Genomic DNA, 26,058 nt, shown 5'->3' with positions numbered 1-26,058 from the left:
AGGCCCGCCCGCCATGACGACCGTGCTCGCCATCGACCAGGGCACCTCCGGCACCAAGGCCCTCGTCGTCGACCCAGCGGCTTCAGGCGACGGCGGTGCCGGCGGCGCCGGGGTCCTCGCCCTCGCCGAGGTGCCGGTGACCCCCGACTACCTGCCCGGCGGCGGCGTGGAGCAGGATCCGGCGCAGCTGCTCGCGTCGGTGCTGGCCGCCGGGCGGCAGGCCGTCGAGGCCGCCGGCCGGCCGGTGGACGCCGTCGCGCTCGCCAACCAGGGCGAGACGGTGCTCGCCTGGGACCGCGCCACCGGCAAGCCGCTGTCCCGCGCGGTCAGCTGGCAGGACGCGCGCTCGCAGCGGCAGTGCGACGAGCGCGCGGACGCCGCCGGGTGGGTCGCCCGGCGCACCGGGCTGGTGCTCAACCCGTACTTCTCCGCGCCGAAGATGACCTGGCTGCGCGAGAACGCCACCCGCGAGGGCGTCGTCACCACCACCGACACCTGGCTGCTGCACCACCTCACCGGCGCGTACGTCACCGACGCCGCCACCGCCAGCCGCTCGCTGCTGCTCGACCTCGACGCCGTCGACTGGGACCCCGAGCTGGTCGCCCTCTTCGACCTCGACCCCGCCGGGCTGCCGCGGATCGTGGCCTGCGACGAGGTCGCGGGCACCACCGCCGCCTTCGGCGCCGAGGTGCCGGTGGCCGGGCTGGTGGTCGACCAGCAGGCGGCGCTGTTCGGCGAGGGCTGCCTGACGGCGGGCACCGCCAAGTGCACCTACGGGACCGGGGCGTTCCTGCTCGCCAACACCGGCGAGGCCGCGGTGCGCTCCGGCTCCGGGCTGACCACGTCCGTCGCCTGGCGGGCCCGCGGCGCCACCCCGTACTGCGTGGACGGCCAGGTGTACACCGCGGCCTCCGCGGTGCGCTGGCTCACCGAGCTGGGCCTGGTCGGCTCGGCCGCGGAGCTGGACGAGGCGGCGGCCGACGACGCCGCGGGGGTGGTGTGCGTGCCGTCGTTCGCCGGGCTCGCCGCGCCCTGGTGGCGCTCGGAGGCCACCGCGTCGTTCGCCGGGCTGACCCTGGCCAGCCGGCGCGAGCACCTGGTGCTCGCCGTGCTCCAGGGCGTCGCCGCCCAGGTCGCCGAGGTGACCGGGCTGGTCGCCGCCGACCTCGGCGGCCCGCTGACCCGGCTGCGCGTCGACGGCGGGCTCACCCGCAGCCGCACGCTGATGCAGGCGCAGGCCGACCTCTCCCAGGTGCCCGTCGACGTCTACCCCTCGCCGCACGCCACCGCGCTGGGCGCCGCCGCGCTCGCCCGGATGGCGCTGGAGCCGGGGCTCCCGGCCGCGGACGCGGTGCCGCGGTGGACGCCGGGCCGGACGTACGAGCCGCGCTGGCCGCGGGCGCGGGCGGAGGAGTTCCTCGACCGGTGGCGCACGGCCGCGGGCGCCGCGCTGCCGCGGCAGGACGCGCCGGCGGGCGACGGGCATGGCTGAGCCGCCCGGCCCGTACGACGTGGCGGTGGTCGGCGCCGGCGTCGTCGGCTCCGCCGTCGCCCGCGAACTCGCCGGCCACGAGCTGTCCGTCGCCCTCCTCGACGCCCGCGACGACGTCGGCGAGGGCACCAGCAAGGCCAACACCGCGATCCTCCACACCGGCTTCGACGCCACCCCCGGCACCCTCGAATCCCGCCTGGTGCGCCGCGGCTACGCGCTGCTGTCCGAGTACGCCGCCGCCACCGGCATCGCCGTCGAGCCCACCGGCGCCCTCCTCGTCGCCTGGACCGACGAGGAGCTGGCCGCCTTGCCCCGGCTGCACGACAAGGCCGCCGCCAACGGCTACGAGCACTGCGCACGCCGCACCGCCGACGAGGTCTACGCCGAGGTCCCCGCGCTCGGCCCCGGCGCCCTCGGCGGGCTCGCCGTCCCCGGCGAGTCCGTCATCTGCTCCTGGAGCACCACCCTGGCGCTGGCCACCGAGGCCCGGGCGCGCGGCGCCGCCGTCCTCCTCGGCCACCGCGTCGAGGCCGCCGAGCCCGGCCCGGCCGCCACCGTGCTGCGCACCACCGCCGGCGACGTCACCGCCCGCTGGGTCGTCAACGCCGCCGGCCTCGCCGCCGACACCGTCGACGGGCTCTTCGGCCACGACCGCTTCACCGTCACCCCCCGCCGCGGCGAACTCCTCGTCTACGACAAGCTCGCCCGCCCCCTCGTCCCCCGCATCGTGCTGCCCGTGCCGACCGCACGCGGCAAGGGCGTGCTCGTCAGCCCCACCGTCTACGGCAACGTCATGGTCGGCCCCACCGCCGAGGACGTCGCCGACCGCGGCGACACCGCCACCACCGCCGCCGGGTACGACCACCTGCTGGCCCGGGGCGCGCGGCTGCTGCCCCGGCTGCGGGAGGAGGAGGTCACGGCCGCGTACGCGGGCCTGCGCGCGGCGATCGACCGCGACGACTACCTGGTCGAGGCCGACCCCGCGCGGCGCTACCTGCTCGCCGGCGGCATCCGCTCCACCGGCCTGTCCGCGTCCCTCGCGCTCGCCGAGCACGTCCGCGACCTGCTCGGCGCCGCCGGCCTCGCGCTCGTCCCGCGTACGGAACTGCCCCCGCCGCCGCGGATGCCGAACCTCGGCGAGGCGGGGCCGCGTCCGTACCGCGACGCGGAGCTGATCGCCCGGGACGGCGCGTACGGCCGGGTCGTCTGCTTCTGCGAGCGCGTCACCGAGGGCGAGATCCGCGACGCGCTGCGCTCCCCGCTGCCGCCCGCCGGAGCCGACGGGCTGCGCCGCCGCACCCGCGCCATGAACGGCCGCTGCCAGGGCTTCTTCTGCGCCGGCGAGGTCGAGGCCCTGCTGGCCGGCGGCCCGGCCGCCGCCGCGCCCACCGCCCCCGACCCCGCCCCGGAGCCCGGCCGATGAGCACCGCACTCACCCCCGACGTCGTCGTGGTCGGCGCCGGCCCGGCCGGGCTGACCGCCGCCGCCCGGCTGGCCCCGCGCCTGCCGCCCGGCCGGGTCCTCGTCCTCGACCGCGAACGTGCCGCCGGCGGCATCCCCCGGCACAGCGACCACACCGGCTACGGTCTGCGGGACCTGCACCGCCTCCTCGACGGCCCCGCCTACGCCCGGGAGCTCACCCGACGCGCCGTCGCCGCCGGCGCCGGGATCCGCACCGGCGCCACCGTCACCGGCTGGGCCGGCGAACGCGCCCTGGACGTCACCACGCCGCGCGGGCTGCTGCGCGTCGAGGCCCGCGCCGTGGTGCTCGCCACCGGCGCCCGCGAGCGGCCCCGGCCCGCCCGGCTCATTCCCGGCGACCGGCCCCCGGGCGTGCTGACCACCGGGCGGCTGCAGCACCTGGTCCACCTGCACGGCCGCTCGCCCGGCCGGCGCGCGGTGGTCGTCGGCGCCGAACCGGTGAGCTGGTCGGCGGTGCTCACGCTGCGCGCGGCGGGCTGCCGGACGGCGCTGATGACGACGGAGCACGCCGTGCCCGAGTCGTACGCCGCGTTCACCCGCCCCGGGCGGCTGGCGCTCGGCGTGCCCGTGGCCACCCGCACCCGCGTCGTCCGGATCAACGGCCGCGGCCGGCTCACCGGCGTCGAGATCGAGCACCTGGACACCGGGCGGCGCCGCACCGTCGCCTGCGACACCCTCGTCCTCACCGGCGACTGGGTCCCCGACCACGAACTCGCCCGCACCGCCGGGCTCGACCTCGCCCCCGGCAGCGCCGCGCCGCTCACCGACACCGCGCTGCGCACCAGCGCGCCAGGGGTCTTCGCGGCGGGCAACCTGCTGCACCCCGCCGACACCGCCGACGTCGCCGCCCTCGACGGGCGGCACGTCGCCCACCAGGTGCTCCGCGCGCTCGCCGGGCAGGAGCCGGCGCCGGGCCCGGGCGTGCCGCTGATCGCCGACCCCCCGTTCCGCTGGGTCGCCCCCGGATTGCTGCGCCCCGGCGACCCGCCGCCGCCCCGGGGCCGGCTGCTGCTGTGGTCCGGCGAGCTGGTCCGGGTGCCGCGGGTGACGGTACGTCAGGACGGGCGGGTCCTCGGCCGCCGCGCCCTGCCGTGGCCCGCCTCGCCCGGCCGGGTCTTCCGGGTGCCGTGGCGCCTGGCCGCGGGCGCGGACCGGCGCGGCGGGCCGGTGCACATCGGCCTGTGACCCGGCCCGGCCTTCGCCCGCGGGCGGCGCTTGCTACCGCCCGCCGCCGAGCCGGAGCCGGGTGACCACGCCGGCGTGGTCGGACGGCCAGTAGCCGGTCGGCTCCGAGCGGTCCGCGTCCTCGTCGCCGATCACCTCCGCCGCGTACGCGCGGGGGCCGCCCGGGCCGTACAGGACGTGGTCGATGCGGTGGGAGAGCGCGTTGGCGTCCCGCAGCGAGCCGCGCTGGCCCGCCGTCCAGCCGCCGTCCGGGTCGCCGCCCGCGGCGGTCCAGGCGTCGGCGTAGCCCGCCGCGGCGAGGATCCCGTAGGCGCCCTCGGCGTCGCCGGGGCGGGAGTTGAAGTCGCCGGCCAGGACGACGGGGTGGGGCGAGCCGGCGAGGGCGGCGGCCAGCTCGCGGGCCTGGGCGGCGCGCACGTCCGGGCTGCCGAACGCCTCCAGATGGGTGTGGGCGAAGCGGAACGTCTCGCCCCGCACCGTGACGTCCACCGACGACCAGCCGCGCGGCACCACGAAGGACAGCCCGGGAATCCCGGACGGCAGGACGGCCTTCGCGTCGTACGCGGCGGAGACGGCGTTGGCCGTCCGCAGCCGGGCGGCGGGCAGCCCGTCCCGTACGACGATCACGTCCCGGTCGGTGAACCGCGCCTCCTCGGTGGCCGACACGGGCATCCGGCCGGTGAAGTTGTCGTTGGCGGCGACGGCCCGGTAGGGCGTGCCGCGCGCGGCCAGCTCGTCGAGCAGCAGCGCCAGGAAGTCGTAGCGCACCTCCAGCTGTCCGCCCAGCGGCCCCCGCTCCCAGCGGGCCACCTCCTGCAACCCCACGACCTCGGGCCCGTGCGCGGCGAGCAGGTCCGCGATCGCCGTCGCGCGCTCACGGAAGTCGGTCGCCTCCATCGCCGCGTACACCTCGCCCGCGCGCTCCGTGAGCTCCGCGCTGCTGCCCGCGGCGAACAGGGGCTTCAGATCGGCGCCGAGGTAGACGTTGTACGTCGCCACGCCGACGGCGCGCGCCCCGCCCGTCTCCCGGCTCTCGCGCGCCTCCCGGCTCTCCCGCGCCCGCTCCGTACCCTGCACCTCGTGCTCCCGCTGTCCGCCGTCCCGGTCCGGCCCGCCCGTCCCACCGCACCCTGCCACCAGCGCGGCCACCAGCGCCGCGGCCAGCGGGCCCGGCGCCGCCGCCCGGCGCGCCCGGCCGCCGTGCCGTATGCCCCGCATCGCTCCGCCTCTCCGCCGCGCCGCCGCTCTCCGCCTCCGCGCCCGGGCCCGTACGCGCACACCGCATCCCAGCATCCGGCGCACCGCCGGGCAAGCATCGTCATTCCCTGACCACGCGCCCTTGAGGTGATCGTCAGCTTTGTTTAACGTCACGTCCTCAGCCTCGGCAGCACCACCAACACCACGAGAGCGAAGGTCAATTGTGAAGCTCGTGAGATCCCTGCTGCGGGCGGCGCCCGTCCTCGCGGCCCTGACGGCCACCGGCGTCCTCGCCGGCGCGTCCGGCGCCCAGGCCGCGTCCGCCGGGCCCGACGTCATCGCCCACCGCGGCTCCTCCGGCGTGGCGCCCGAGAACACCGCCGCCGCCACCCGGCTGGCGGTCCGCCAGGACGCCGACTTCGTCGAGATCGACGTGCAGCGCACCAAGGACGGCAAGCTCGTCAACTTCCACGACTGCACGATGGAGCGGACCACCGACGTCGAGGAGGTCTACCCGGGCCGCCCGAGCTACCACGTCTCCGACTTCACCTGGGCCGAGCTGCGCGAGCTGGACGCCGGCTCCTGGTTCTCCGACCGGTACGCCGGCGAGCCGCTGATCACCGTCGACCGCGTCATGGACATCATCGACCGCAAGTCGGGCCTGCTGGCGGAGATCAGCCCCTGCGGGCACTACGACGCGAGCCTGCCCGCCGACCTCGCCGAGCTGCTGCGGGCCAACCCGCGCTACACCGCGCGCGCCCTGGCGAACGACCAGCTCGCCGTGCAGTCCTTCGAGCTGGACGACGCGCAGGGCTTCAAGAACCTCATGCCCGAGGTGCCCGTCGGCCTCCTCGACGCCGACCGGCCCACCGAGGCCGAACTGCTCGCGCTGAGCGAGTGGGCCGACCAGGTCAACCCGCAGTACACCGTCACCGACCAGGCGCTCGTCGACCGCGTTCACGAACTGGGCATGGACATCAACGTCTGGACCGTCGACGAGCCCGGCGCGATGCGCAGGATGGCCGGACTCGGCGTCGACGGCATCATCACCGACTACCCGCAGTCCCTCACCTGAGCCCGCCGGGCCGCCGCAATGGCGCGTCCCGCCAAAACCCGGGGCAGCCGCTTTGGGGGATGTCCCCTGCCCGGGCCGGGGCGGAGCGGGCAGACTCGGAGGCGTACGCCAGGCGCACGGAACCGCCGCGGAGGAGACCGCCCATGACCGGATCCCGGATCGTCGCCCTCGGGCACTACCAGCCCGGGAAGGTGCTGACGAACGACGACCTGGCCGCGTTCGTCGACACCAGCGACGAGTGGATCCGCTCCCGGGTCGGCATCCGCGCCCGGCACGTCGCCGGGGACGACGAGACCGTGGACCTGATGGCCGCGCACGCCGCCGCCAAGGCGCTGGCCGGCGCCGGCACGAAGCCCGGGGACGTCGACCTCGTCATGGTCGCCACCTGCACCGCGGAGAACCGGGTGCCGAACATGGCCGCCCGGGTCGCCGAGCGGCTCGGCATCCCCGCGCCCGCCGCCATCGACGTCAACGTCGCCTGCTCCGGCTTCTCCCACGCCCTCGCCCAGGCCGACCACGCCGTCCGGGCCGGCGCCGCGAGCCGCGCCCTGGTCATCGCCGCGGAGAAGCTGACCGGCGTCACCGACTGGACCGACCGCTCGACCGCCGTCCTCACCGGCGACGGCGCCGGCGCCGCCGTGGTCGCCCCCGCGGCCACCGCCGCCGAGACCGGCATCGGCCCCGTCGTCTGGGGCTCCGCGCCCGAGATGGGCCCGGCGGTCCGTATCGAGGGCACCCCCGCGGTCTTCGCGCAGGAGGGCCAGGCCGTCTACCGCTGGGCCGTCAAGGAGCTGCCGCCGATCGCCCGCCGCGTCTGCGAGCGCGGCGGCGTGGCGCCGACGGACCTCGCCGCGGTCGTCCTGCACCAGGCGAACCTGCGGATCATCGAGCCGATCGCCCGCGGCCTCGGCGCGCCGCAGGCCGTCGTCGCCACCGACGTCACCGAGTCGGGCAACACCTCGGCGGCGAGCGTGCCGCTGGCGTTCTCGAAGCTGGTGGCGCGCGGCGAAGTGGAGTCCGGCGCGCCGGTGCTGCTCTTCGGCTTCGGCGGCAACCTGTCCTACGCGGGCCAGGTCGTGCGCTGCCCGTAGCCCGGTGGCCCCCGCCGGCCGCCCGCGGCCCGGCTCAGCCGCCGATCGCCGACAGCCGCGCGAACTGCTCGTCCGACAGCACCAGGTCCCGCGCCGCCATGTTCTCCGCCAGGTGGCCGGTCGACGTCGTGCCCGGGATCGGCAGCACGTTCGGCGCCCGGCGCAGCAGCCACGCCAGCGCCGTCTGCGCCGGCGTGGCGCCCAGCTCGGCCGCCACCTCCGCGACGGTCCCGCCGGGCGCGGCCAGCTCGCCGACGGCCATCGGGAAGTAGGGCAGGAAGGCGATGCCCTCGGCGGCGGTGTAGTCCACCACGGCCTCGTGGTGGCGCGTCGCGAGGTTGTAGAGGTTCTGCACGGAGGCGATGGCGGCGACCTCGCGGGCCGCGCGCAGCTGGCCGACGTGCACCTCGGACAGGCCGATGTGCCGCACCTTGCCCTCGTCCTGCAACTCCCGGAGCGCGCCGACCTGGTCGGCGAGCGGCACCTCGGGGTCCACGCGGTGCAGCTGGAACAGGTCGAGGCAGTCGGTCCGCAGCCGGCGCAGGCTCAGCTCGGCCTGCTGCCGCAGGTACGCCGGCCGGCCCAGCGGCTCCCACATCCCGGGCCCGGGCCGGGTGAGGCCCGCCTTCGTGGCGACGACGAGGCCGTCCGGGTACGGGTGCAGCGCCTCGGCGACGAGCTCCTCGACGGCGCCGAGCGCGTAGGAGTCGGCGGTGTCGACGAGCCCGACGCCGAGGTCGACCGCGCGGCGCAGCACGGCGACGGCCCCGGCCCGGTCGCGCGGCGGCTCCCAGATGATCGCGTCGGACGGCGGGATGCCGGGGTGGTCGGTGAGCCGCATCGTGCCGTACCCGATGCGGCCGACCGGCGCGTCGCCGCCGATGCCGTACGCGGTCCCGGCGGCGCCCGGCGGCCGGGCGGGCGGTGAGTTCGTCATGCCGACGACGCTACCGCCCCGGACGGCGGGCGGCGGCCCACCGACGCGGGGGTGTCCGGCCGCCGCTCAGCCCGCGGCCTCCGGGAACAGCATGGTGAACGGCTCCAGCATGCCGGCGGAGTCGCGGACGTAGGGCTGGTCCAGCTCCCAGACCAGGAAGAGCAGGAACGCCAGCAGCCCGCTGTGCAGCCCGGCGAGGATCAGCTCGCGCGCCGAGCGCTGGATCTGCAGGGCGAAGACCATCCCGACGGCGACGAGCCCGCCGGCGATCAGCCCGAACCACACCAGCGACGGCATCGTCGGCCCCGAGTTCAGCGCCCGTTCGTTGCGGGCCTCCTCGGCCGCCGCGATCCGGTCGCCCAGCGCGTAGGCGGCCCGGTTCTCGGCGTCGGTCACGGGGACGTACGCGAACACGCCGCGGCGCACCTCGTCGAGCAGTTCGTCGCCGCGCTCGTCGAGGCCCTCGCCGTCCTGCATCCGCGGCCACTCCTCGTGCACCGCGTAGGCGACGTACGCCGTCACGTCCGCCCGGATCTCGGCCCGCACCGGGGCCGGGTACCCGGCGAGCCGCTCGACGGTCTCGTGCAGCGCGAACGCCTCCCGCCGCACCGTGTCCTCCGCGCTGCCCTTGGCCTCCCAGACGCCGGCGATCGCCAGGCCCAGCACGATCGCGAACACCACCCCGATCATCATCGTCATGTACTCGATGACGTCCGGGGTCTCGTCGGGGTCGAAGTCCTCGTCGGGGCGGCGGTTGCGCAGGACGGTGACGAGCACGACGACCGCGATGGCGGCGGCCATCGCCAGGGTGAGCATGAGCCATTCGGACACGGGCGGCCTCCGGCGGGGCGGGCTGCGGGGCGGTCAGGAGCGGTTGCGGGCGGCGGAGCCCGAGCCGCCGAGCGCGGCGGCGGCCAGGACCGCGGGGGCGACGAACAGCAGGGTTCTGGTGACGGGCGAGGTGCCCTCGTCGACCTCCCGGGGCGGCGGCTCGTGGTACAGGGGCCGCAGCGACGGCGACGGCGTCGGCGTGGGGGAGGGGGTGGGGCCCGGCGTCCGGCCGGGGGAGGGCGCGGGCCGTACGGGCGTGGCCGCCGGCGGCGCGGCGGGCTCCGGCGCCCCGGGCTCCGGCGGGGCGGGCGCGGGCGCCTGCGGCGCGGGGGTACGGGCCGGCGGAGGCGGCTCGGGCGTGGGCGTCGGTGGGGGTGGCGGTGTGGGCGACGGGGCAGGCGGGACCGGCGGGGCAGGCGGGGGCGCGGGCGGCGGCGCCTCCCGGCCGCACCCCCGGCGCACCGCCTCCCCGACGCCCTCCTCCCGCGCGATCCGCCCCAGCTCCGCCAGCGGCAGGTCCCCGCCGACCCGCACGCACCCGTCGCCGGGCACGGCGAGACCCCGTACGGCGGGGGCGCGCGGCGCGTCGGCGGCGGCCGGTGCCGCCGCGGCGCCGGCGGCGGCGAGCGCGGCGAGCAGCGCGGCGGCGCGTACGGCGGGCCGTGCCGCGCGCGGTGTCTCGTCCCGGGTCACGGCCGGAAGCTGCTCAACGCCGCGCCGGACTACACCCTTCGCGCGCGTAATCCACCCGCAGGCGCGAGCCGCGGCGCGCCCAGGTCGCACGCACGCTCGCGGACCGTACATCCTCCGGACGGCCGGAGGCGTTCTTCACCGCCGGGCGGCGGGGTGACGCGCCGGTCGGTCGCGTGACCGGCGTGCCCGCCGCCCGGCGCCGCTCAGCGGGCTTCCGGGGCGTCGAACCGGAGCGAGCGGAGCTCCAGCGCGTCCCGGGCCGGCCTGCCGTGCGCCTTCAGCCGCCACTCGGGGCCGGTGCAGTTCGCGCCGCGGTAGACCGTCACGGCGGTGTCGGTGTCGTTGTGCGGGCCGTAGCCGGGCGTCTTCTCGTCGTCGCCGACGGCGTACAGGTTGACGCACTTCCCGCTCACCGGGTCGTGCAGGGCGACGTGCTGCTCCTGGCCGAAGCCGTCGACGTACGTGTAGTGGAAGTCGCCCTGCGCCGCCTGCGCGGGCCCGGCCGCCGGCAGGACGAGGGCGAGGGCGGCGAGACAGGCGCCGAGGGCGGTGCGCAGCTTCATGACGTGCCTTTCCGGAGGGGATCGGGGATGGTGCGGCCCCGACCCTAGAAGGGCGGCCGCGGGCGAATCGGTTCCGCCGGATCATCCGCTCCGTGCGTCCCGCGAGCACCACCCGTTCGGGCCAGAATGATCACCATCGGACGATCGGCGGCAGGCGCCGCCCGGGCCGGGCCCCGGAGGACTCGCCACCCCCCCCGTGCCCGCCCCGGCGCCTCCGCGCCCGTACGCTGGCCGCCGCGGAGATCAGGAGGGTCACGTGCCGTCATTCATCCTCTTCGACCTTGAGTTCACCACCTGGCCGGGAGCGCAGGAACGGGACTGGGGAGGGCCGGGCGAACTGCGGGAGATCGTGCAGATCGGCGCGCTGCGGCTGGGCCCGGACCTCGCGGTGGCCGACGAGTTCGAGACCCTGGTCCGGCCGGTCGTCAACCCGCGGCTGTCCCCGTACTTCACCGAGCTGACCGGCATCGACCAGGAGACCGTCGACCGCGAGGGCCGCGAACCGGCGGCGGCGCTCGGCGACTTCCTCGGCTTCTGCCAGGGCCGCTCCGTGCTCTCGTACGGCAACGACATGGTCGTGCTCGGCGAGAACGTCGGCTGGGCCCGGGCCCGCGGCGAGCAGGTCGCGCACGGCTTCCTCCACCACGGCTTCGTCAACGTCCGCCCCTGGCTCAACACCGTGGCGCCCGGGACCGCCCCGGCCAACGTCGGCCGGCTCTGGCAGGTCCTCGGCCTGCCGCGGCCCGCCGCCGGCGCCGAGCACTCCGCCCTCTTCGACTGCCACTCCTTCGCCGCCGCGCTCCGGCACCTCCACGCCGCGGGCGTCCCGCTCCCCGCGGGCTGCCTCCAGGAGCCGCCGGCGGCGCCGCCGCGGCCGGCTCGTACGCTCCACCCATGACACCTCTGGGAGCGAAGGACCTCACCGGGGTCTGGGGGACGCTGCTGCTGCCCCTGGACGACGGCGACGCGATCGACCGGGGCCGGCTGGCCGGGCAGCTGGACGCGCTGCTGGCGGCCGGCCTGCACGGGATCTACGCGCACGGCACCGCGGGCGAGTTCCACACCCTGGCCGAGGACGAGTTCGACGCCGTCAACGAGCTGCTCGCCGAGCGCTGCGCCGCCGCGGGCGTGCCGTTCCAGATCGGCGCCTCGCACCCGGTCGCGCAGACCGCGCTCGCCCGGGTGCGCCGCGCCCGCGAACTCGCCCCCGGCGCGCTCCAGGTGATCCTGCCGGACTGGCTGCCGCTCGCCGACGACGAGGCCGTCGCGTTCCTCACCCGCGTCGCCGAGGCCGCCGACCCGGTGCCGCTGGTGCTCTACAACCCGCCGCACGCCAAGACCCCGGTGCCGCCCGCGCTGCTCGGCCGGCTGCTGGCCGAGGTGCCCGCGCTCGTCGGGCTGAAGACCGCGGGCGGCGACGACGCCTGGTACGCGGCCGTGCGCCCGCACACCGACCGCTGCTCGGTCTTCGTCCCGGGCCACCTGCTGGCCTCCGGCGTCGCCCGCGGGGCGCACGGCAGCTACTCCAACGTCGCCGCGCTCGCCCCGGCCGGCTCGGTCCGCTGGTACGAGTCGATGCGCACCGACCCGGCCGCCGCGCTCGACGTGCAGCGCCGGATCGCCGAGCTGTTCCGCCGGCACGTCGCGCCCTTGCAGGCCCGCGGCCTGTCGAACCCGGCGCTCGACAAGTTCCTCGCCGCCGTGGGCGGCTGGGCCGGCACCGGCCTGCGCACCCGGTGGCCGGCCACCCCCGCGCCCGAGGAGGCCGTGCTCCCCGCCCGCCGCGACGCCCACGAGCTGGTTCCGGAACTTTTTTCTCTGGCGTGACAAAGTATGGACACGTCAAGACGAAGTCTTTAGGCTCGGCGCCGCACCCGCCCGGATTCCACAGGTTCTTCCGCCCCTCTTTCGCGTCTGGAGGAACGAATGTCCGCACGGCTGTACCGGCGTGTCCGCAGACGGATGACCACGGTGCTCGCGGCGGCCTTCCTCGTCGGCGGCTTCTGGACCGCGCCCGCCGGCGCCGAACCCGCACCCGACCCCGAACGGGCCCCCGGCCCGCAGAACCAGCCCTTCGCCGAACTCCCGCCACAGGAGCCCGGCGTCACGCTGCGCACGTACGACGTCCAGGTCCCGCTCGACGAGATCTGCACGCTCAAGCCCGCGCAGACCCCGAACGTCGACAAGCTCATGCCGCAGATCGACTTCTCGACCGCCGGGGACTTCGGCTTCGAGGACAACTTCGTCTCGCACACCATCGCCAATGTCGACGTGCCCGAGGACGGTACGTACACCTTCCGCCTCACCAGCGACGACGGCGCGCGGCTGCTCATCGACAACCAGGTCGTCATCGACCACGACGGGCTGCACGGCACCGATCCGCCCAAGGACGGCACGGTCGACCTGACCGCCGGCTACCACTCGCTGTTCATCGAGCACTTCGAGCGCGGCGGCGGGCAGCAGGTCACCCTGGGCTGGCAGCCGCCGGGCGCGGACGGCTTCACCACCGTGCCGAACTCGGTGCTCAGCACCGACGCGGGCGTCGTCCGCGTCACCGCGCCGGGCCGCAAGCTGTGCGAGGGCTACACCGACTCGCCCGGCGACGGCCTGCCGCTGAATGGCGTCCACCCCGACTTCGAGCTGACCGACCTGCGCCCCGAGGGCTTCGAGCCGCAGGTCTCCGCGATGGACTGGCTGCCCGACGGCCGGCTCGCGGTGGCCACCTGGGGCGGCACCGACAACGTCGCCGGCGAGGTCTACCTCCTCGACAACGTCACCGGCGACACCTCGCCCGAGCAGGTGACGGTGGAGAAGGTCGCCGAGGGCCTGAAGGAGCCGATGGGCGTCACGTACGTCGACGGCGACCTCTACGTCTCGCAGAAGCACGAGCTGACGCGGCTGAAGGACACCGACGGCGACGACGTCACCGACGCGTACGAGACCGTCGCCACCTGGCCGTTCAGCGACAACTTCCACGAGTTCGCCTTCGGCCTGCTCTACCGGGACGGGTTCTTCTACCTGAACCTCTCGGTCGCCATCGACTACGGCGGCGCCACCACCGACCCGCAGCCCTCCGAGAACCGCGGCACGACCATCAAGGTCAACCGCGAGACCGGCAAGGTCTCCTACGTCGCCGGCGGGCTGCGCACCCCCAACGGCATCGGCAGGGGCCCGGACGACGACCTCTTCGTCCTCGACAACCAGGGCGGCTGGCTGCCGTCCTCGAAGCTCCTGCACGTCAAGCAGGACCGCTTCTTCAACCACTACACCAACCCCGGCGGGCCGTTCGACGACCGCCCCGTCACCGAGCCCGTGCTCTGGCTGCCGCAGAACGAGATAGCCAACTCGCCCAGCACGCCGCTGTACCTGAAAGAGGGCACCTTCGCCGGCCAGCTCCTCTTCGGCGACGTCACCTACGGCGGCATCCAGCGGGCCGACCTGGAGAAGGTCGAGGGCGCCTACCAGGGCGCCGTCTTCCGCATGACCCAGGGCCTTGAGGCCGGCGTCAACCGCATCAGCATGGGCCCCGACGGCGCCATCTACGCCGGCGGCCTCGGCGCCGGCGGCAACTGGGGCCAGCCCGGCAAGCTGACGTACGGGCTGCAGAAGCTGACGCCCGGCGGGAACGACGCCTTCGACATCGTCTCGATGGACGCCACCGGCACCGGCTTCGAGATGCGCTACACCAAGCCGCTGTCGCAGGAGACCGCCGACGGCCTCGCCGCGAAGTACTCCGTCACCCAGTGGCGCTACGTCCCCACCCCCGACTACGGCGGGCCCAAGGTGGACGAGGAGGTGCTGCCGGTGACCTCCGCGGAGCTGTCCGACGACCGGAAGACCGTCACCCTTCAGATCCCGGGCCTGAAGCCCGGCCACGTGGTGCACGTCCGCTCCCCGCGCCCGTTCACCGCCGAGGGCGGCACGGAGCTGTGGAGCACCGAGGCGTGGTACACGCTGAACAACATCCCCGGTGACGAGGAGCGCGCGCCCACCGCGTACGAGGCCGAGGAGGCGGCGCTGGCGGGCGGCGCGAGCCTCGCCACCGACCACGAGGCGTACTCCGGCCGCGGCTTCGTCGCCGGCTACGGCACCAAGGGCGCGTCCACCACCTTCGACGTCACGACCGGGAAGGGAGGCACCTACGACGTCGGACTGCGCTACTCCAACGGGCCGAACCCCTTCACCGGCACCAAGACGGTCAGCATGTACGTCAACGGCAAGAAGGTGAAGCAGCTCCCGCTGGCGTCCACCGGCACCTGGGAGGAGTGGACGAGCCGGACCGAGAAGGTCCGGCTGCGCGCGGGCCCCAACACCATCCGCTACGTCAACGAGGGGGACGACACCGGTCACGTCAACCTCGACATGATCACCGTCCACCGCAGCGGCGAGGCCCACATCCTCTTCGACGGCGCCGACCGCTCCGCCTTCCAGCACGTTGACGGCAGAACGCCCGAGTGGCCGCTGCTCGACGGCGAGGCCATGGAGGTCTGCTGCGGCGACATCCGCACCAAGCACGCCTACCGGGACTTCAAGCTGCACGTGGAGTTCTGGCTGCCGGAGCTGCCGCCGGACGTCACCGGGCAGGACCGCGCCAACAGCGGTGTCTACCTCCAGGAGCGGTACGAGGTCCAGATCCTCGACTCGTACGGCAAGGACCCGCTGGCGAACGACGACGCCGCCGCCCTCTACAAGAAGAAGGCGGCCGACGTGAACGCGGCGAAGCCGCCGGGGACGTGGCAGACGTACGACATCACGTTCCGCGCGGCCCGCTTCGACGCCGACGGCAACAAGACCGAGGACGCGCGCATCTCGGTGGTGTGGAACGGCGTCACGGTCCACGACGACGTCGCCGTCGACGGCCCGACCGGGGCCGGGAAGCCGGAGACGCCGGTCGCCGGCGCCATCAAGCTCCAGGACCACGGCAACCCCGTCCGCTACCGCAACATCACCGTCCAGCCCCTGTGACGCGGCGGTGAGCCCCGCCGGCCCCGGAGCCCCCGGCTCCGGGGCCGGCACGCGTCCGGCACCGCCGTCCGGCAGGCAGCGACGAAAGTCGTAGCCGCCGGCGCGCTCCGCAGACCTTCGGCCGATCTCCGCCGCGCCCCGCGTCCGTAGCGTCGTCGGGGACGGAAGGAAGGACGACCGACGATGGATTCCGGAGCACCCGCGATGTCCCGTGACGACCGCCTCGCCGAACCCGCCGCCACCGTGGGCCCGGGGCTGGTGTACCGCCTGCTGCTGCTCGCCGGCCTCCCCGCGCTCGGCGCGCTCCTCGGCTGGCTCGTCCCGCGCATAGCCGACCGGGTCGCCGGACTGCCCTGGGCCCCCATGCAGGGCCCGTTCGAGCTGGTCGCCTCCTTCGACGACGGGCGGACGGCGGTCGCCGGCCCCGCGGCCGGGCTGGTGCTGGGGCTCGGCGGCGGGCTCCTGGCGTTCGCGATGGCCATGCGCGTGACCTTCGAGGACGACACCGTACGGATCCGCAAGGACGGCGAGTCGCGCATCCTGGCCCGCGCCGAGGTCGCCGCCGCCTTCCTCGACAAGGACCGGCTGGTGATCCTCGACGCCGACTCCCGCCAGCTGGTGCGGCGCTCCTGCGACCTGGAGCCCGGCGACCTCGACCGCGGCTTCACCGCGCACGGCTACCGGTGGCTGCACGAGGACCCGTACGTCGGCCGCTACCACCGCTGGGTGCCGGACTCCGCGGAGCTGTCCGCGGCGGCGAACGCCGTGCTGAAGGCCCGGGAGCACGCGCTCCGGAAGAAGAACGGCACCGATGCGGAGGAGCTGCGCGAGGAGGCGCAGCGGCTCGGCTACGTGCTGCGCGAGGAGGGCGCGCGCCAGTACTGGCGCCCGCTGCGGCCCGGGGCGGCCGAGGGGTGAGCGCGCGGCCCGGCCGCGCGCCGGTGCCGCGGAAGCACCGGCCGTACGGACCGTGCGGCGCCCCCGCGCCTCAGCCGTCGCCGGGCAGGGCCGCGAGGCGCCGGTGGTCGGCGGGGGAGTCGCGGCGGTCGAGCCGGGTCTCCAGCAGCCGCCGCGCCGCCTCGCACCGGCCGCCGGACACCAGCGCGAACAGCAGCGTCTCCTCCACCACCTCGCGCTGCGCGGCGCTGCCGCCGACCTTGCGCAGCACCGGCCGGATCGCCTCCAGCCGCGCCACCGCGTCCGGCCAGCGCTCTTCCAGCACCGCCTCCAGCGCCTCGCACAGCGGCGCCACCACCTCGCGCTGCACCGGGTCCGCGCCCGCCGCGTGCGTCCGCAGCCGGCGCAGCGCCGGCAGGTCGCCCGCGGCCGTCAGGGCCACCGCACCGTGCATCGCGGTGAACGGCGTCGCCGGCCGCTCCACGACCTCCCGCTCGACCGCCGCCAGCACGCCCTCCACGGGCTGCTCCCCGGTCCAGCACCCCGACATCCGGGCCCGCCACAGCAGCGACCCCGAGTCCACCAGCGCCCGCACCCCGCTCACCCGGCCCGGCGCCAGCTGCGTGAACCAGCGCCGCCGCACCGCGTCCGGGTCGTCGAGCGCCAGCTCGTGCAGGGCGACGTGCCAGGAGAAGTGCGCCCGGTGCGTGGCGCCGCGGCCCTGGTCGCCGATCCAGCCGTCCAGCCAGTCCCGGCCGCGCGCGTGCGCCCCGGTCTCGTAGTGGACGTGGGCGAGCGCGTGCACCGCGTGGCCCGCGGCCGGCTCCACGGCCAGCGCCCGGCGGGCCAGCTCCGCGGCCTCGTCGAAACGGCCGTCGTCCTGGCGCATGAAGGCCAGCAGCGAGGTGTGGAACCAGTGCCCCTCGTACGCGGGCGTGGTGCGCTCCACCAGCCGCCGGGCCATCGCGCCGTCGAGGTCGGTGACGCCGGAGAACGCGATGGTCGGCACGGCGGCGCTGAGCGCCAGCGCGTCGCCGGGGTACGCGGCCAGGTGCCGGGTCAGCGCCGCGTCCCCGGCGTCGCCGGAGCCGGCGATCCGGTGGGTGACGACCTCCACGAAGGCCCGCTCCCGGTCGTCCGCGCGCTCGCGCGCGGCCCGCTGCGCGTCGGCCAGCGCACGCGGCACGTCGACCCCGGCGCCGCACTCGTGCCCGACGAGCGCGAGCGCGGCGTGCCCCAGCGCGAAGCCGGGGTCCAGCTCCACGGCGCGGGCGAAGGCGGTCTCGGCGCCGGCGCGGACCTTCAGCAGCCGCTCCAGGCCGGTGCGGTACGCGGCGGCGGCCGCCGCGTGCGTCGACACGGGCAGGCCGGTGACGTCGGTGGGCCGCCGCCGGCCGCGTACCGGCTCGCGCAGCGGCTCCAGCACGGCGGCGGCCACCTCGGCGGCCTGGGCGCGGATCTCCGGGACCGCGGTGGTCTCCCACAGCTCGCCGCGGCGGGCGGAGCCGAGGGTGAACAGCGGCGGGGGCGTGTCGCCGGGGCGGGGGCCGGCCGCGGGGGAGCCGGCCCGTCTCGCGGGAGCGCGGCCGGGGGCCGGGCGCAGCCGGCCGGCGTCGGTGGCGACGCCGATGCCCAGCGGGCCCGGCACGGCCGTGCCGTCGGCCAGCAGCCCCCGCCACAGCGGGTCGGCGCACTCCTCGACGCGCAGGCCGGGACCGGTGCAGTCGACGACCCAGCCGACGGCCAGCGTCCGGCCGCCGCTCAGCGTGACGTCCAGGCCCCCGTCCGGCCGCTCGGCGACGTCCCCGACCTGCCCCCGGTGCAGCCGCAGCCGGCGGGCCGCCAGCGCCCGCCGCACGGCCTCGGCGGTGGCCGGGGGCATGCGGTGGCGGTGGACGTTCCAGCGGGAGGCGTCCCGGGCCAGGAAGTCCGCCCGGTCGGCGTCGGAGAGGCGGGCCCACACCGCCTGCGTCAGCGGGCGCAGCCCGTCCACGGCGGGGCGCCAGTCGCCGTGGGCGCGTACGGCGGCGGCGACGTGCCGGCGGACCGCGGCGCGCAGCTCCGCCAGCGGCAGGCCGGGCAGGTCGGCGGCCGGCTGGAGCGGCGGGAGCGCGATCAGCGCGTGCGGGCGGGGCAGCTCGCCGCCGCGGGAGACGGCGTGCACCCGGCGGCCGGGGGCGGCCAGGGTGAGCGCGACGTCGACGGCGGTCAGGCCGGTGCCGACGAGCAGCACGTCGCGGGCGCCGCCGGGGGCGGCCCCGGCGGCGCCGGCGGCCTCGGCGGTATCGGTGGCGAGGGCGTCCAGGGCGCCGGGCGCCCAGGGGTCGGCGACGAAGCGGTCGCCGGCGCGCAGCGCCGCCGGCGCCCAGGCGGGCGGGCCGGGCGCGGGGCCGGTGGCGATGACGACGCTGTCGGCCCGCTGGGTGCGGCCGTCGGCGAGGCGCAGGGTGGCGGGCCCGCCGGGGGCCCACGTACAGCCGGTGGCCCTCGTCCGCAGCCGGCGCACCGCGACGGTGCCGTGGGCCCGGATGACGGCCTGGCCGAGGGAGTCGGCGAGGTAGGCGCCGTAGCGGTGCCGGGTGACGAAGTCGCAGGCGGAGGCGGCGGGTTCGCCGTGGGCGTGGAGCCAGCGGACGAAGTGGGTGGGGTCGTCCGGGTAGCAGCTCATGCCGCCGGCCGGCACGTTCAGCCGGTGCCGCGGGTCGGGCGTGGCGTACGCGACCCCGCGGCCCGCCTCGGGCGCCGGGTCGATCAGCACCAGCTCCAGCGGCGTGCTGCGCCGGACCGCGGTCTCGCAGAGCTGCATCGCGGTCAGGGCGCCCGCGGCGCCCGCGCCGACGACGGCCACGACGTGGCGGGCGGGACCCGCGGCGGTGGGGGACGAGGGCGCGGCCACGGTACCTCCAGCTGAGCCGGGAACGATGTCGTCCATGATCTCGCGTCTGCGGGGCCGGTCCACCCCCGGGCTCCCGTCGACGTGACGAGGCTACTGCCTTCCTATTCCTAGCACACCGGTGGGAATAGTAGGAATCTCGTGCGGGGAGGCGCACGGGGGCGCTAGCGGGGCGGGTCCGGCCGGAGGCGCAGCGCGGCGATGGCGGTGGCCAGCATCTCGTAGTGGCCGGCGAGCAGCAGCAGCTCGATCGCCGCCTTCTCGTCCAGGTGGGTACGCAGCTCCCGCCAGCCCGCGTCGTCCAGATCCCGGTCGTGGTGCAGCGCGTCGACGGCGGCCAGCAGCGTGCGCTCGCGGTCCGTCCAGCCGGCCGCCCCGGGGCCCCGGGCGACCCGCTCGACGTCGGCGGGCGTGACCCCGGCCCGGCGGCCGAGCCGGCGGTGGTGCTCGAACTCGTAGCGGCAGTCCCGCAGATGGGCCACCCGCAGGATCACCAGCTCGGTCTCCCGGCGCGGCAGCGTGCCGCGGGGCATCAGCCGGCCGGCGAACCGCAGCCAGCCGCGGAACAGCCGGCGGTGCCGGCCGAGCACGAGGAACAGCGCGGGCGGGCGGGTGCCCGCGACGCGGCCCGCCGCGCGGCTGAGCAGCCAGGTGGCCAGGCCCACGTCGCGGCGCCTGCCGGGGGCGATCCGCGGCGCGCTCACCGCGCGTCCCGGTCCGCGGGCGGGGCGGCGACGGCGCGGCGCAGCAGCCGGTGGGTGGCGGCGTTCATCGCCCGCATCGCGAGCGCGTACAGCGGCGGGGCCGCGCGCTGGAGCGCGTGGGCGGCGCGTACCCGCCCGGAGGTGTGCACCAGGTAGCGGTTCCGCGCCATGCCCGTGAGGATCATCGCGGCGACCTCCTCCGGCGACTCCGCCTGTCTGCGGAAACCGGCCTGGAGCCGCCGGAACGCCCTGCTCTCCTTGTCCACGCCGACGATCTCCACCGTCTCGGTGAGCGGCGTGTCCACCGCGCCCGGACAGACCAGGCTCACGCCGATGCCGTGCCGCCGCAGGTCGAAGCGCAGCACCTCGGAGACCCCGCGCAGCCCGAACTTGCCCGCGCTGTACGCCGCGTGCCAGGGCAGCCCGAGCAGGCCCGCCGCCGACGAGACGTTGACCAGGTGGCCGCCCCGCCCGCCCGCGATCATCGGGGGCACGAAGGTCTCGATGACGTGCACCGGGCCCATCAGGTTGACCTCGACCATCGCCCGCCAGTGCCGGTGCTCCAGATGCTCCACCGTGCCCCACGCCGAGATCCCGGCGACGTTCATCACCACGTCCATCGGCCCGCCCGCCGCCGCGTGCACGGCGCCGGCCACGGCCCGTACGGCGTCGAGGTCGGTGACGTCGGCGGCGCCGGTGTAGCGCACGGTGCCGCCTCGCGCGCGGATCCCCGCGGCGGCGGCGTCGAGCCGGTCCCCGTCCAGGTCGGTGAGGAACAGCTCCGCGCCCCGGGCCGCGGCCAGCGCGGCGGTCGCGCCGCCGATGCCGCCGGCCGCGCCGGTGACGAAGATCCGCCGTCCCGTCAGGTCCCGCAACCCCGGTCGCCTCATCTACCGAACGGTAACGTTCCGCGCCCGCGGGCGGAACAGGGCGGGCGGCACCGGGCGGGCGGCGACGAGAGCCCGCGGGCCGCGCTGCGGCGGCCCGCGGGCGGGGTCGTGCCGGGGTGCCGGGGCGTCAGCCGGCCGCGTCGAGCCGCTGGACCGCGCCGCCGATGCCGAGCACGTACAGCTCGTTGTCGCCGTCCTGGACGAACGAGATGACCTCGCCGCCGCTCACGCCGAGGTCGCTCTCGCCGGTCACCTCGCCGTTCTCGACCGTGAGGGCGCGTACGGTGCCGTCGCAGTAGTCGCTGAACAGGTACTGCCCGGCCAGCTCCGGGATCGCCTCGCCGCGGTAGACGAAGCCCCCGGTGACCGAGCAGCCGAGGCCGTCACGGCCGTACTCGTGGACCGGCGGCACGTGGTTCGCCGGCTCCTCACCGTCGAAGACCTCCGAGCCCTCCATCCGGCCCCAGCCGTAGTTCTCGCCGCCGGGGCTGCCGGCCGGGGCGTGGTCGATCTCCTCGACCCGGTTCTGCCCGACGTCGCCGATCCACAGGTCGCCCGTCCCGGCGTCGAAGGAGAACCGCCACGGGTTGCGCAGCCCGTACGCCCAGATCTCGCCGCGCGCCTGCGGGTCGCCGGCGAAGGGGTTGTCCTCGGGGATCGCGTACGGGTCGCCGCCGGACGGGTCGATCCGCAGCAGCTTGCCGAGCAGGGTGCCGAGGTTCTGGCCGTTGTCGTGCGGGTCGCCGCCCGCGCCGCCGTCGCCGAGGGCGATGTAGAGCATCCCGTCGGGGCCGAAGGCTATCTGGCCGCCGTTGTGGTTGGAGTACGGCTGCTCCTGGGTGAGGACGGTGCGCCGCGAGTCCGGGTCGAGCGCGCCGTCGGCCGCGACGGCGAACTCGTCGACGGTGCTGGTGCCCTCCCGGTCGGTGAAGGAGAGGTAGAAGTGCTCGAAGGCCGGGTCGAAGGCGATGCCGAGCAGCCCGCGCTCGCCGGTGACGGTCGTCTCGTCCGAGATGTCGAGCACGGGTTCGCCGAGGCCGGAGTCGTCCAGGACCCGTACCGTGCCGGCGCGTTCTGCGATCCAGACGGTGCCGCCGGGGCCCGCGGTGCCCGCGGTCGGGTTCCGGGCCTCGGCCACGGTCGTCAGCTCGACCGCCGCCGGCGCGGTGTCGGCGGGCGGGTCCGCGCTGGCCGCGGACAGCGCCACGCCGGAGACGGCGAGGCAGAACCCGGCGGCGATCGCCGAGATGGTGCGCACTCTCATGGTGACCCTCCTGGGGTGGGGTTGAGGGCGTCGTGGGGGAACGGTGCGTGCGCTCGCACTGGCGGGGGGATGCCCCTGGTGGGCAGGAGGATATCCCGCGCGCCGGTCCCGATGAATACCGCAACCCCGGCCCGGGAGGGCCGAGTCCGCATGCCGTGGTCCGCCGTGCCTGCCGTGGGCGGAGTGGAGCGCCGCGCGCCGCGGGGGACTTCGTACCGACGGGAGGGGCAGGTGGTTCCCGCGGCCCGGCCGCGGCGCGCGGCGCGGTCTCTCGGAGGCTGCCGGTCAGAGGTTGCCGACGCCGGCGCCCTCGGTCACGGCGGCCTTGACGCCCTCGGCCGGCTGCACGTCGTAGTCGTACGGGATGTCCGCGACGGAGCCGCCGGCCTCGCCCGTGCCGGAGCTGGCGAAGTGGTTGTCGCGGGCCTCGATGGTGCCGGGGCCCGAGTCGCCCTCGCCGAGGTGGAAGGGGTCCTCGGTGTTCTCGAAGTAGTTGCCCTCGATCAGCACGCCGGCGTCCTCGGTGGAGGCGACGCCGTAGGAGCCGATGTCGTCGTAGTAGTTGTTGAGCACGTGCACCGGGTTGCCGAAGCGGACCCGCGGGTTGCGCTGGTTGGTTCCGTCGAACCAGTTGAAGGCGTACGTGACGTGCAGGGCGTCCGCGTCCTCGTCGCCGTTGTCGTCGCTGTGGCCGAGCAGGGCGTTCTTGTCCTGGCCGTGGAAGTGGTTCCAGGAGACGGTGATGCCGTCCGACGCGCGCTTGATGTCCAGGTTGCCGTCGCCGGCGTCCGTGAGCGTGTTGTGGTCCAGCCAGACGTCGGTGGCGTACTGGACGTTGATGTTGTCGTCGTCGCTGCCGGAGATCGTCATGTTCCGCACGACGACGTTGCCGACCTCGCTGATGTTCAGCCCGCCGCCGCTGATGCGGCCGCTGGTGCCCACGCCGACGATGGTCTTGTCGGACGCGACCTTGGTCATGCCGTCCAGCTCGACGGTGCCGTCGACCTCGACGACGCGCGGGCCGTCGCCCTGCACCGCCTCGGTGAACGCGGCCGCGTCCGAGACCCTGACGGTCTCGCCGCCGGCCCCTCCGGTGGCGCCGGCGCCGAAGCCGACGGGCGACGCCGCGGCCGGGGCGGGCTCGCCGGCCGTCGCGCCCGGGATCAGCAGGGCGGCGGTGGCGGCGGCGGTGGCCGTCGCGGCGGCGGCGACGAGCCCGGTGCGGGGCTTCCTCCTGTGCGTGCGCATGTGGTGCTCTCCGTCCGGTACGGGTACGGGTGGGGGGATGCGCCCGCCTGCCGGCGGCACGCTCCGGCCGTGGGTCGCCGCCGGACGGCGGGAGGTTGCCGGTCGCCCGGCCCCGGTGCCGCGGGCCCCGCCCCGCCCGGCCCGGCCCGCGGCTCCGGTCCGGGCGGGGCTACGGCCGGGCGGGGGCCTCCGCGGGCGCCGCCGTGCTCTGCCGCACCACCAGCCGGGTGGCCAGCTCCATGCGCAGCTCCCCCTTGCCCGGTTCGCGCGGGCGCAGCAGCATCTGCGCCGCCTCCTCCGCCATCTGCCGCAGCGGCTGGTGGACGGTGGTGAGCGCGGGGCTGGACCACTGCGCGAGGGGCACGTCGTCGTAGCCGACGACCGACAGCTCGTCCGGCACGCTCAGCCCCTTCAGCCGGGCCGCCTCCATGACCCCGAGCGCCTGGAGGTCGCTGCCGGCGAACACGGCGGTGGGCCGGTCGGGCCCGTCGAGCAGCTCCCGGGCGTGGTCGAAGCCGCCCTGCACGTGGAAGTCGCCGTAGCGGATGTGGGCCGGGTCGGCGTCGAGGCCGGCCATGGCCATCGCCGAGCGGTAGCCGTCGAGCCGGGCGAGGGAGCACATCATGTCCTCCGGGCCGGTGATGATGGCGATCCGGCGGTGGCCGCGTTCGATGAGGTGGCGGGTGGCGGCCATGCCGCCGGCCCAGTTGGCGGAGCCGACGGAGGGCACGTCGGGCTCGGGGTCGCCCGCCGGGTCGACGATGACGAACGGGATGGCGCGCGAGCGCAGCTGCTTCTTGACCCGGTCGGGCAGGGTGGAGAAGACCAGCACCACGCCCAGCGGCCGGCGCCGCAGGACGCCCTCGATCCAGTCCGGGTCGGGCGCGTGCCGCGTACCGCTCTCGGTGAGCACGACGCTCGCCTGGTTCTGCTTGGCGACGTTCTCCACGCCGCGGATCAGCTCCATCGCCCAGACGCTCTCGAGCTCGTGGAAGACCAGCTCGATGAGCGGGGCCTGCGGGGCCGCCTGCGCCCGGCGGCGGTAGCCGTGCGTCTCCAGCAGCCGCTCGACTTTCGTGCGCGTGGGCCGGGAGACGTCGGAGCGCCCGTTGAGAACTTTCGAAACCGTCGAGAGTGACACCCCGGCCTGGGTCGCTACCTCGGCCAGGGTCACACGGCCGTCCACGTCGTCGTCTTCACGCATGGTTCGAAGGATAAGGCACGGTCAGCGGTAACGGTTTGGTCGCGCGGCCACGGGCCCGTTGACCGCCCGCGGCGGCTCGCCTACTGTCCAGCCCTACATCGACTTTCGGTGTTCGGGACGAAATTTTCGAGAGGCATACGTATGAAGACTCGAAGGCGGATGCCCCGCATACTCGCCGGCGGCTGCGCGCTGGGACTCGCGCTGACCGTGGCGGCGTGCGGCGACGACGGCGGATCGGGCTCCGGCGAGAACGAGTTCACCGTGCTCGTCTACGGCGACGCCACCAACGAGGTGGAGAAGGAGCTCGTCGCCGAGTTCAACAAGACGTCCGAGGTCAAGGCCCGCTTGGACACCATCCCGGGCGCCGACTACCAGACGAAGCTACAGACGATCATCAGCACCCCGCAGGCCCCCGACGTCTTCTTCCACTGGGGCGGCGGCAGCATCAAGCCCTTCGTCGACGCGGACCTGCTGCTGCCGCTCGACGACTTCATCAAGAAGGACCCGGGCCTGAAGGAGAACTTCCTGCCCTCGGTCTTCGACGCCTCGGTCGTGGACGGCAAGGCGTACGGCATCCCGATGCGCGGAACGCAGCCCGTGCTGCTGTTCCACAACAAGAAGGTGCTCGACGAGGCCGGGGTGCAGCCGCCCGAGACCTGGGAGGACCTGCTGGCCGCGGTCGAGAAGCTGAAGGACTCCGGCGTCACCCCGATCGCGCTCGGCGGCGGCGACCAGTGGCCCACGCAGATGTGGTTCCAGTACCTCTACGACCGCATCGCCGGCCCCGAGCTGTTCCAGAAGGCGCTGAGCGGCGACAAGGAGGCGTGGGCGAGCGAGGACAGCCGGCGGGCGCTCGGCATGATCCGGGAGCTGGTCGACACCGGCGCCTTCGGCGACGCGTACGACTCGGTGAAGTACACCAACAACGGCTCGGTGCAGCTGGTGGCGGAGGGCAGGGCCGCCTTCGAGCTGATGGGCTCCTGGTACTACTCCGCCCAGCAGAGCCTGAACGAGCAGTTCGCCGCCGAAGACCTCGGCTACACCTCCTTCCCGACCATCGAGGGCGGCAAGGGTGACCCGGCGAACCTCGCGGGCAACACCAACAACTACTACTCGGTGATGAAGAAGGCCGAGCACCCCGAGGCGATCGCCGAGTTCCTGAAGCTCATGTACTCCGACAAGTTCGTGAAGGACCAGCTGTCCATCGGCAACCTGCCGACCACGACCAACACCCCGGAGTTCCTCGACGAGTCGGCCAGCCCGGACTACTCGAAGTTCCAGTACGACCTGGTCGAGAAGGCGCCGCACTTCCAGCTCTCCTGGGACCAGGCGTACCCGCAGTCCGCCGCCACCGACATGCACAAGGCCGTTCAGCAGTTCTTCAACGGACAGCTCGACGAGGACGGCTTCATCTCGGCCATGCAGGCCCTGCCGATCTCCTGACGAC

The 26,058-nt window shown here is 75.6% G+C and carries 21 protein-coding genes; 10 read left to right on the top strand and 11 right to left on the bottom strand.

What is annotated here, in order from left to right; translation table 11 throughout:
• Window positions 1-13: 13 nt before the first annotated feature.
• The 3 genes from ACHZ99_RS07345 to ACHZ99_RS07335 are packed head-to-tail and all read left to right on the top strand — an operon-like array spanning window position 14 to window position 4,159.
• Window positions 14-1,492, top strand: coding sequence for an FGGY family carbohydrate kinase (locus ACHZ99_RS07345; protein WP_420303563.1), 1,479 nt, complete (start codon window positions 14-16; stop codon window positions 1,490-1,492).
• Window positions 1,485-2,915: an NAD(P)/FAD-dependent oxidoreductase gene (locus tag ACHZ99_RS07340; RefSeq protein WP_420303562.1), complete on the top strand. Its 1,431-nt coding sequence runs from the start codon at window positions 1,485-1,487 to the stop codon at window positions 2,913-2,915. Before ACHZ99_RS07345 ends, ACHZ99_RS07340 begins: the two co-directional genes overlap by 8 nt.
• On the top strand, window positions 2,912-4,159 hold the full coding sequence (locus ACHZ99_RS07335) for an NAD(P)/FAD-dependent oxidoreductase (protein ID WP_420303561.1): 1,248 nt from the start codon (window positions 2,912-2,914) through the stop codon (window positions 4,157-4,159). Before ACHZ99_RS07340 ends, ACHZ99_RS07335 begins: the two co-directional genes overlap by 4 nt.
• Before the next feature lie 33 nt (window positions 4,160-4,192).
• On the opposite strand, the gene ACHZ99_RS07330 is transcribed toward ACHZ99_RS07335, so the two are convergent.
• Window positions 4,193-5,377, bottom strand: coding sequence for an endonuclease/exonuclease/phosphatase family protein (locus ACHZ99_RS07330; RefSeq protein WP_420303560.1), 1,185 nt, complete (start codon window positions 5,375-5,377; stop codon window positions 4,193-4,195).
• Between the two features lie 202 nt (window positions 5,378-5,579).
• Here ACHZ99_RS07330 and ACHZ99_RS07325 point away from each other — a divergent pair, with 202 nt between their 5' ends.
• Together ACHZ99_RS07325 and ACHZ99_RS07320 are read left to right on the top strand one after the other, a co-directional pair.
• Window positions 5,580-6,431, top strand: coding sequence for a glycerophosphodiester phosphodiesterase (locus tag ACHZ99_RS07325; protein ID WP_420303559.1), 852 nt, complete (start codon window positions 5,580-5,582; stop codon window positions 6,429-6,431).
• 143 nt (window positions 6,432-6,574) lie between these two features.
• Window positions 6,575-7,522 (top strand): beta-ketoacyl-ACP synthase III, encoded by a 948-nt coding sequence (locus ACHZ99_RS07320; RefSeq protein ID WP_420303558.1) that lies wholly within the window; start codon window positions 6,575-6,577, stop codon window positions 7,520-7,522.
• A gap of 34 nt (window positions 7,523-7,556) precedes the next feature.
• Here the strand turns inward: ACHZ99_RS07320 and ACHZ99_RS07315 are convergent, their stop codons facing one another.
• The 4 genes from ACHZ99_RS07315 to ACHZ99_RS07300 all read right to left on the bottom strand — a co-directional run bounded on the left by ACHZ99_RS07315 (window position 7,557) and on the right by ACHZ99_RS07300 (window position 10,546).
• The gene (locus tag ACHZ99_RS07315; RefSeq protein ID WP_420303557.1) at window positions 7,557-8,459 is read right to left on the bottom strand and encodes an aldo/keto reductase; all 903 of its coding nucleotides are present in this window, start codon (window positions 8,457-8,459) and stop codon (window positions 7,557-7,559) included.
• 66 nt (window positions 8,460-8,525) lie between these two features.
• The gene (locus ACHZ99_RS07310) at window positions 8,526-9,290 is read right to left on the bottom strand and encodes a hypothetical protein (RefSeq protein ID WP_420303556.1); all 765 of its coding nucleotides are present in this window, start codon (window positions 9,288-9,290) and stop codon (window positions 8,526-8,528) included.
• A gap of 33 nt (window positions 9,291-9,323) precedes the next feature.
• Complete coding sequence (locus ACHZ99_RS07305) at window positions 9,324-9,983, bottom strand: hypothetical protein (protein ID WP_420303555.1); 660 nt, start codon at window positions 9,981-9,983, stop codon at window positions 9,324-9,326.
• 203 nt (window positions 9,984-10,186) lie between these two features.
• A complete protein-coding gene (locus ACHZ99_RS07300) occupies window positions 10,187-10,546 on the bottom strand; it encodes a hypothetical protein (RefSeq protein WP_420303554.1) in 360 nt (119 codons plus the stop codon).
• 256 nt (window positions 10,547-10,802) lie between these two features.
• Between ACHZ99_RS07300 and ACHZ99_RS07295 the strand changes: the two genes are divergently transcribed.
• The 4 genes from ACHZ99_RS07295 to ACHZ99_RS07280 all read left to right on the top strand — a co-directional run bounded on the left by ACHZ99_RS07295 (window position 10,803) and on the right by ACHZ99_RS07280 (window position 16,429).
• Window positions 10,803-11,444 carry an exonuclease domain-containing protein gene (locus tag ACHZ99_RS07295; protein WP_420303553.1) on the top strand — a complete coding sequence of 214 codons (642 nt, stop codon included), beginning with the start codon at window positions 10,803-10,805 and terminating at the stop codon, window positions 11,442-11,444.
• Window positions 11,441-12,373: a dihydrodipicolinate synthase family protein gene (locus ACHZ99_RS07290; RefSeq protein WP_420303552.1), complete on the top strand. Its 933-nt coding sequence runs from the start codon at window positions 11,441-11,443 to the stop codon at window positions 12,371-12,373. The genes ACHZ99_RS07295 and ACHZ99_RS07290 overlap by 4 nt, the downstream gene beginning before the upstream one ends.
• A gap of 99 nt (window positions 12,374-12,472) precedes the next feature.
• Entirely contained in the window at window positions 12,473-15,511 is a 3,039-nt protein-coding gene (locus ACHZ99_RS07285) for a family 16 glycoside hydrolase (RefSeq protein ID WP_420303551.1), read from the top strand.
• Between the two features lie 183 nt (window positions 15,512-15,694).
• Window positions 15,695-16,429 carry a YqeB family protein gene (locus tag ACHZ99_RS07280; RefSeq protein WP_420303550.1) on the top strand — a complete coding sequence of 245 codons (735 nt, stop codon included), beginning with the start codon at window positions 15,695-15,697 and terminating at the stop codon, window positions 16,427-16,429.
• Between the two features lie 70 nt (window positions 16,430-16,499).
• Here ACHZ99_RS07280 and ACHZ99_RS07275 read toward each other — a convergent pair whose 3' ends face one another.
• From ACHZ99_RS07275 to ACHZ99_RS07250, 6 genes are all read right to left on the bottom strand, one after another.
• On the bottom strand, window positions 16,500-19,256 hold the full coding sequence (locus ACHZ99_RS07275; RefSeq protein WP_420304009.1) for an FAD/NAD(P)-binding protein: 2,757 nt from the start codon (window positions 19,254-19,256) through the stop codon (window positions 16,500-16,502).
• A gap of 209 nt (window positions 19,257-19,465) precedes the next feature.
• Window positions 19,466-20,005: a carboxymuconolactone decarboxylase family protein gene (locus ACHZ99_RS07270; protein ID WP_420303549.1), complete on the bottom strand. Its 540-nt coding sequence runs from the start codon at window positions 20,003-20,005 to the stop codon at window positions 19,466-19,468.
• Window positions 20,002-20,895, bottom strand: a complete 894-nt coding sequence (locus tag ACHZ99_RS07265) for an SDR family oxidoreductase (RefSeq protein WP_420303548.1) — start codon at window positions 20,893-20,895, stop codon at window positions 20,002-20,004. The genes ACHZ99_RS07270 and ACHZ99_RS07265 overlap by 4 nt, the downstream gene beginning before the upstream one ends.
• Before the next feature lie 127 nt (window positions 20,896-21,022).
• Window positions 21,023-22,159 carry a PQQ-dependent sugar dehydrogenase gene (locus ACHZ99_RS07260; protein ID WP_420303547.1) on the bottom strand — a complete coding sequence of 379 codons (1,137 nt, stop codon included), beginning with the start codon at window positions 22,157-22,159 and terminating at the stop codon, window positions 21,023-21,025.
• Window positions 22,160-22,444: 285 nt separating this feature from the next.
• Window positions 22,445-23,407 carry a pectate lyase family protein gene (locus ACHZ99_RS07255; RefSeq protein WP_420303546.1) on the bottom strand — a complete coding sequence of 321 codons (963 nt, stop codon included), beginning with the start codon at window positions 23,405-23,407 and terminating at the stop codon, window positions 22,445-22,447.
• Window positions 23,408-23,576: 169 nt separating this feature from the next.
• On the bottom strand, window positions 23,577-24,611 hold the full coding sequence (locus ACHZ99_RS07250; protein WP_420303545.1) for a LacI family DNA-binding transcriptional regulator: 1,035 nt from the start codon (window positions 24,609-24,611) through the stop codon (window positions 23,577-23,579).
• A 141-nt stretch (window positions 24,612-24,752) separates the two neighbouring features.
• Here ACHZ99_RS07250 and ACHZ99_RS07245 point away from each other — a divergent pair, with 141 nt between their 5' ends.
• Complete coding sequence (locus ACHZ99_RS07245) at window positions 24,753-26,054, top strand: ABC transporter substrate-binding protein (protein ID WP_420303544.1); 1,302 nt, start codon at window positions 24,753-24,755, stop codon at window positions 26,052-26,054.
• Window positions 26,055-26,058 lie beyond the last annotated feature (4 nt).

Source organism: Streptomyces sp. MAR4 CNX-425 (genome assembly GCF_048656465.1).
In the GTDB taxonomy this organism is placed as follows: domain Bacteria; phylum Actinomycetota; class Actinomycetes; order Streptomycetales; family Streptomycetaceae; genus Streptomyces.
The sequence above is the reverse complement of the archived record's forward strand: the minus strand, read 5'-3'. Positions and strand labels throughout refer to the sequence as shown.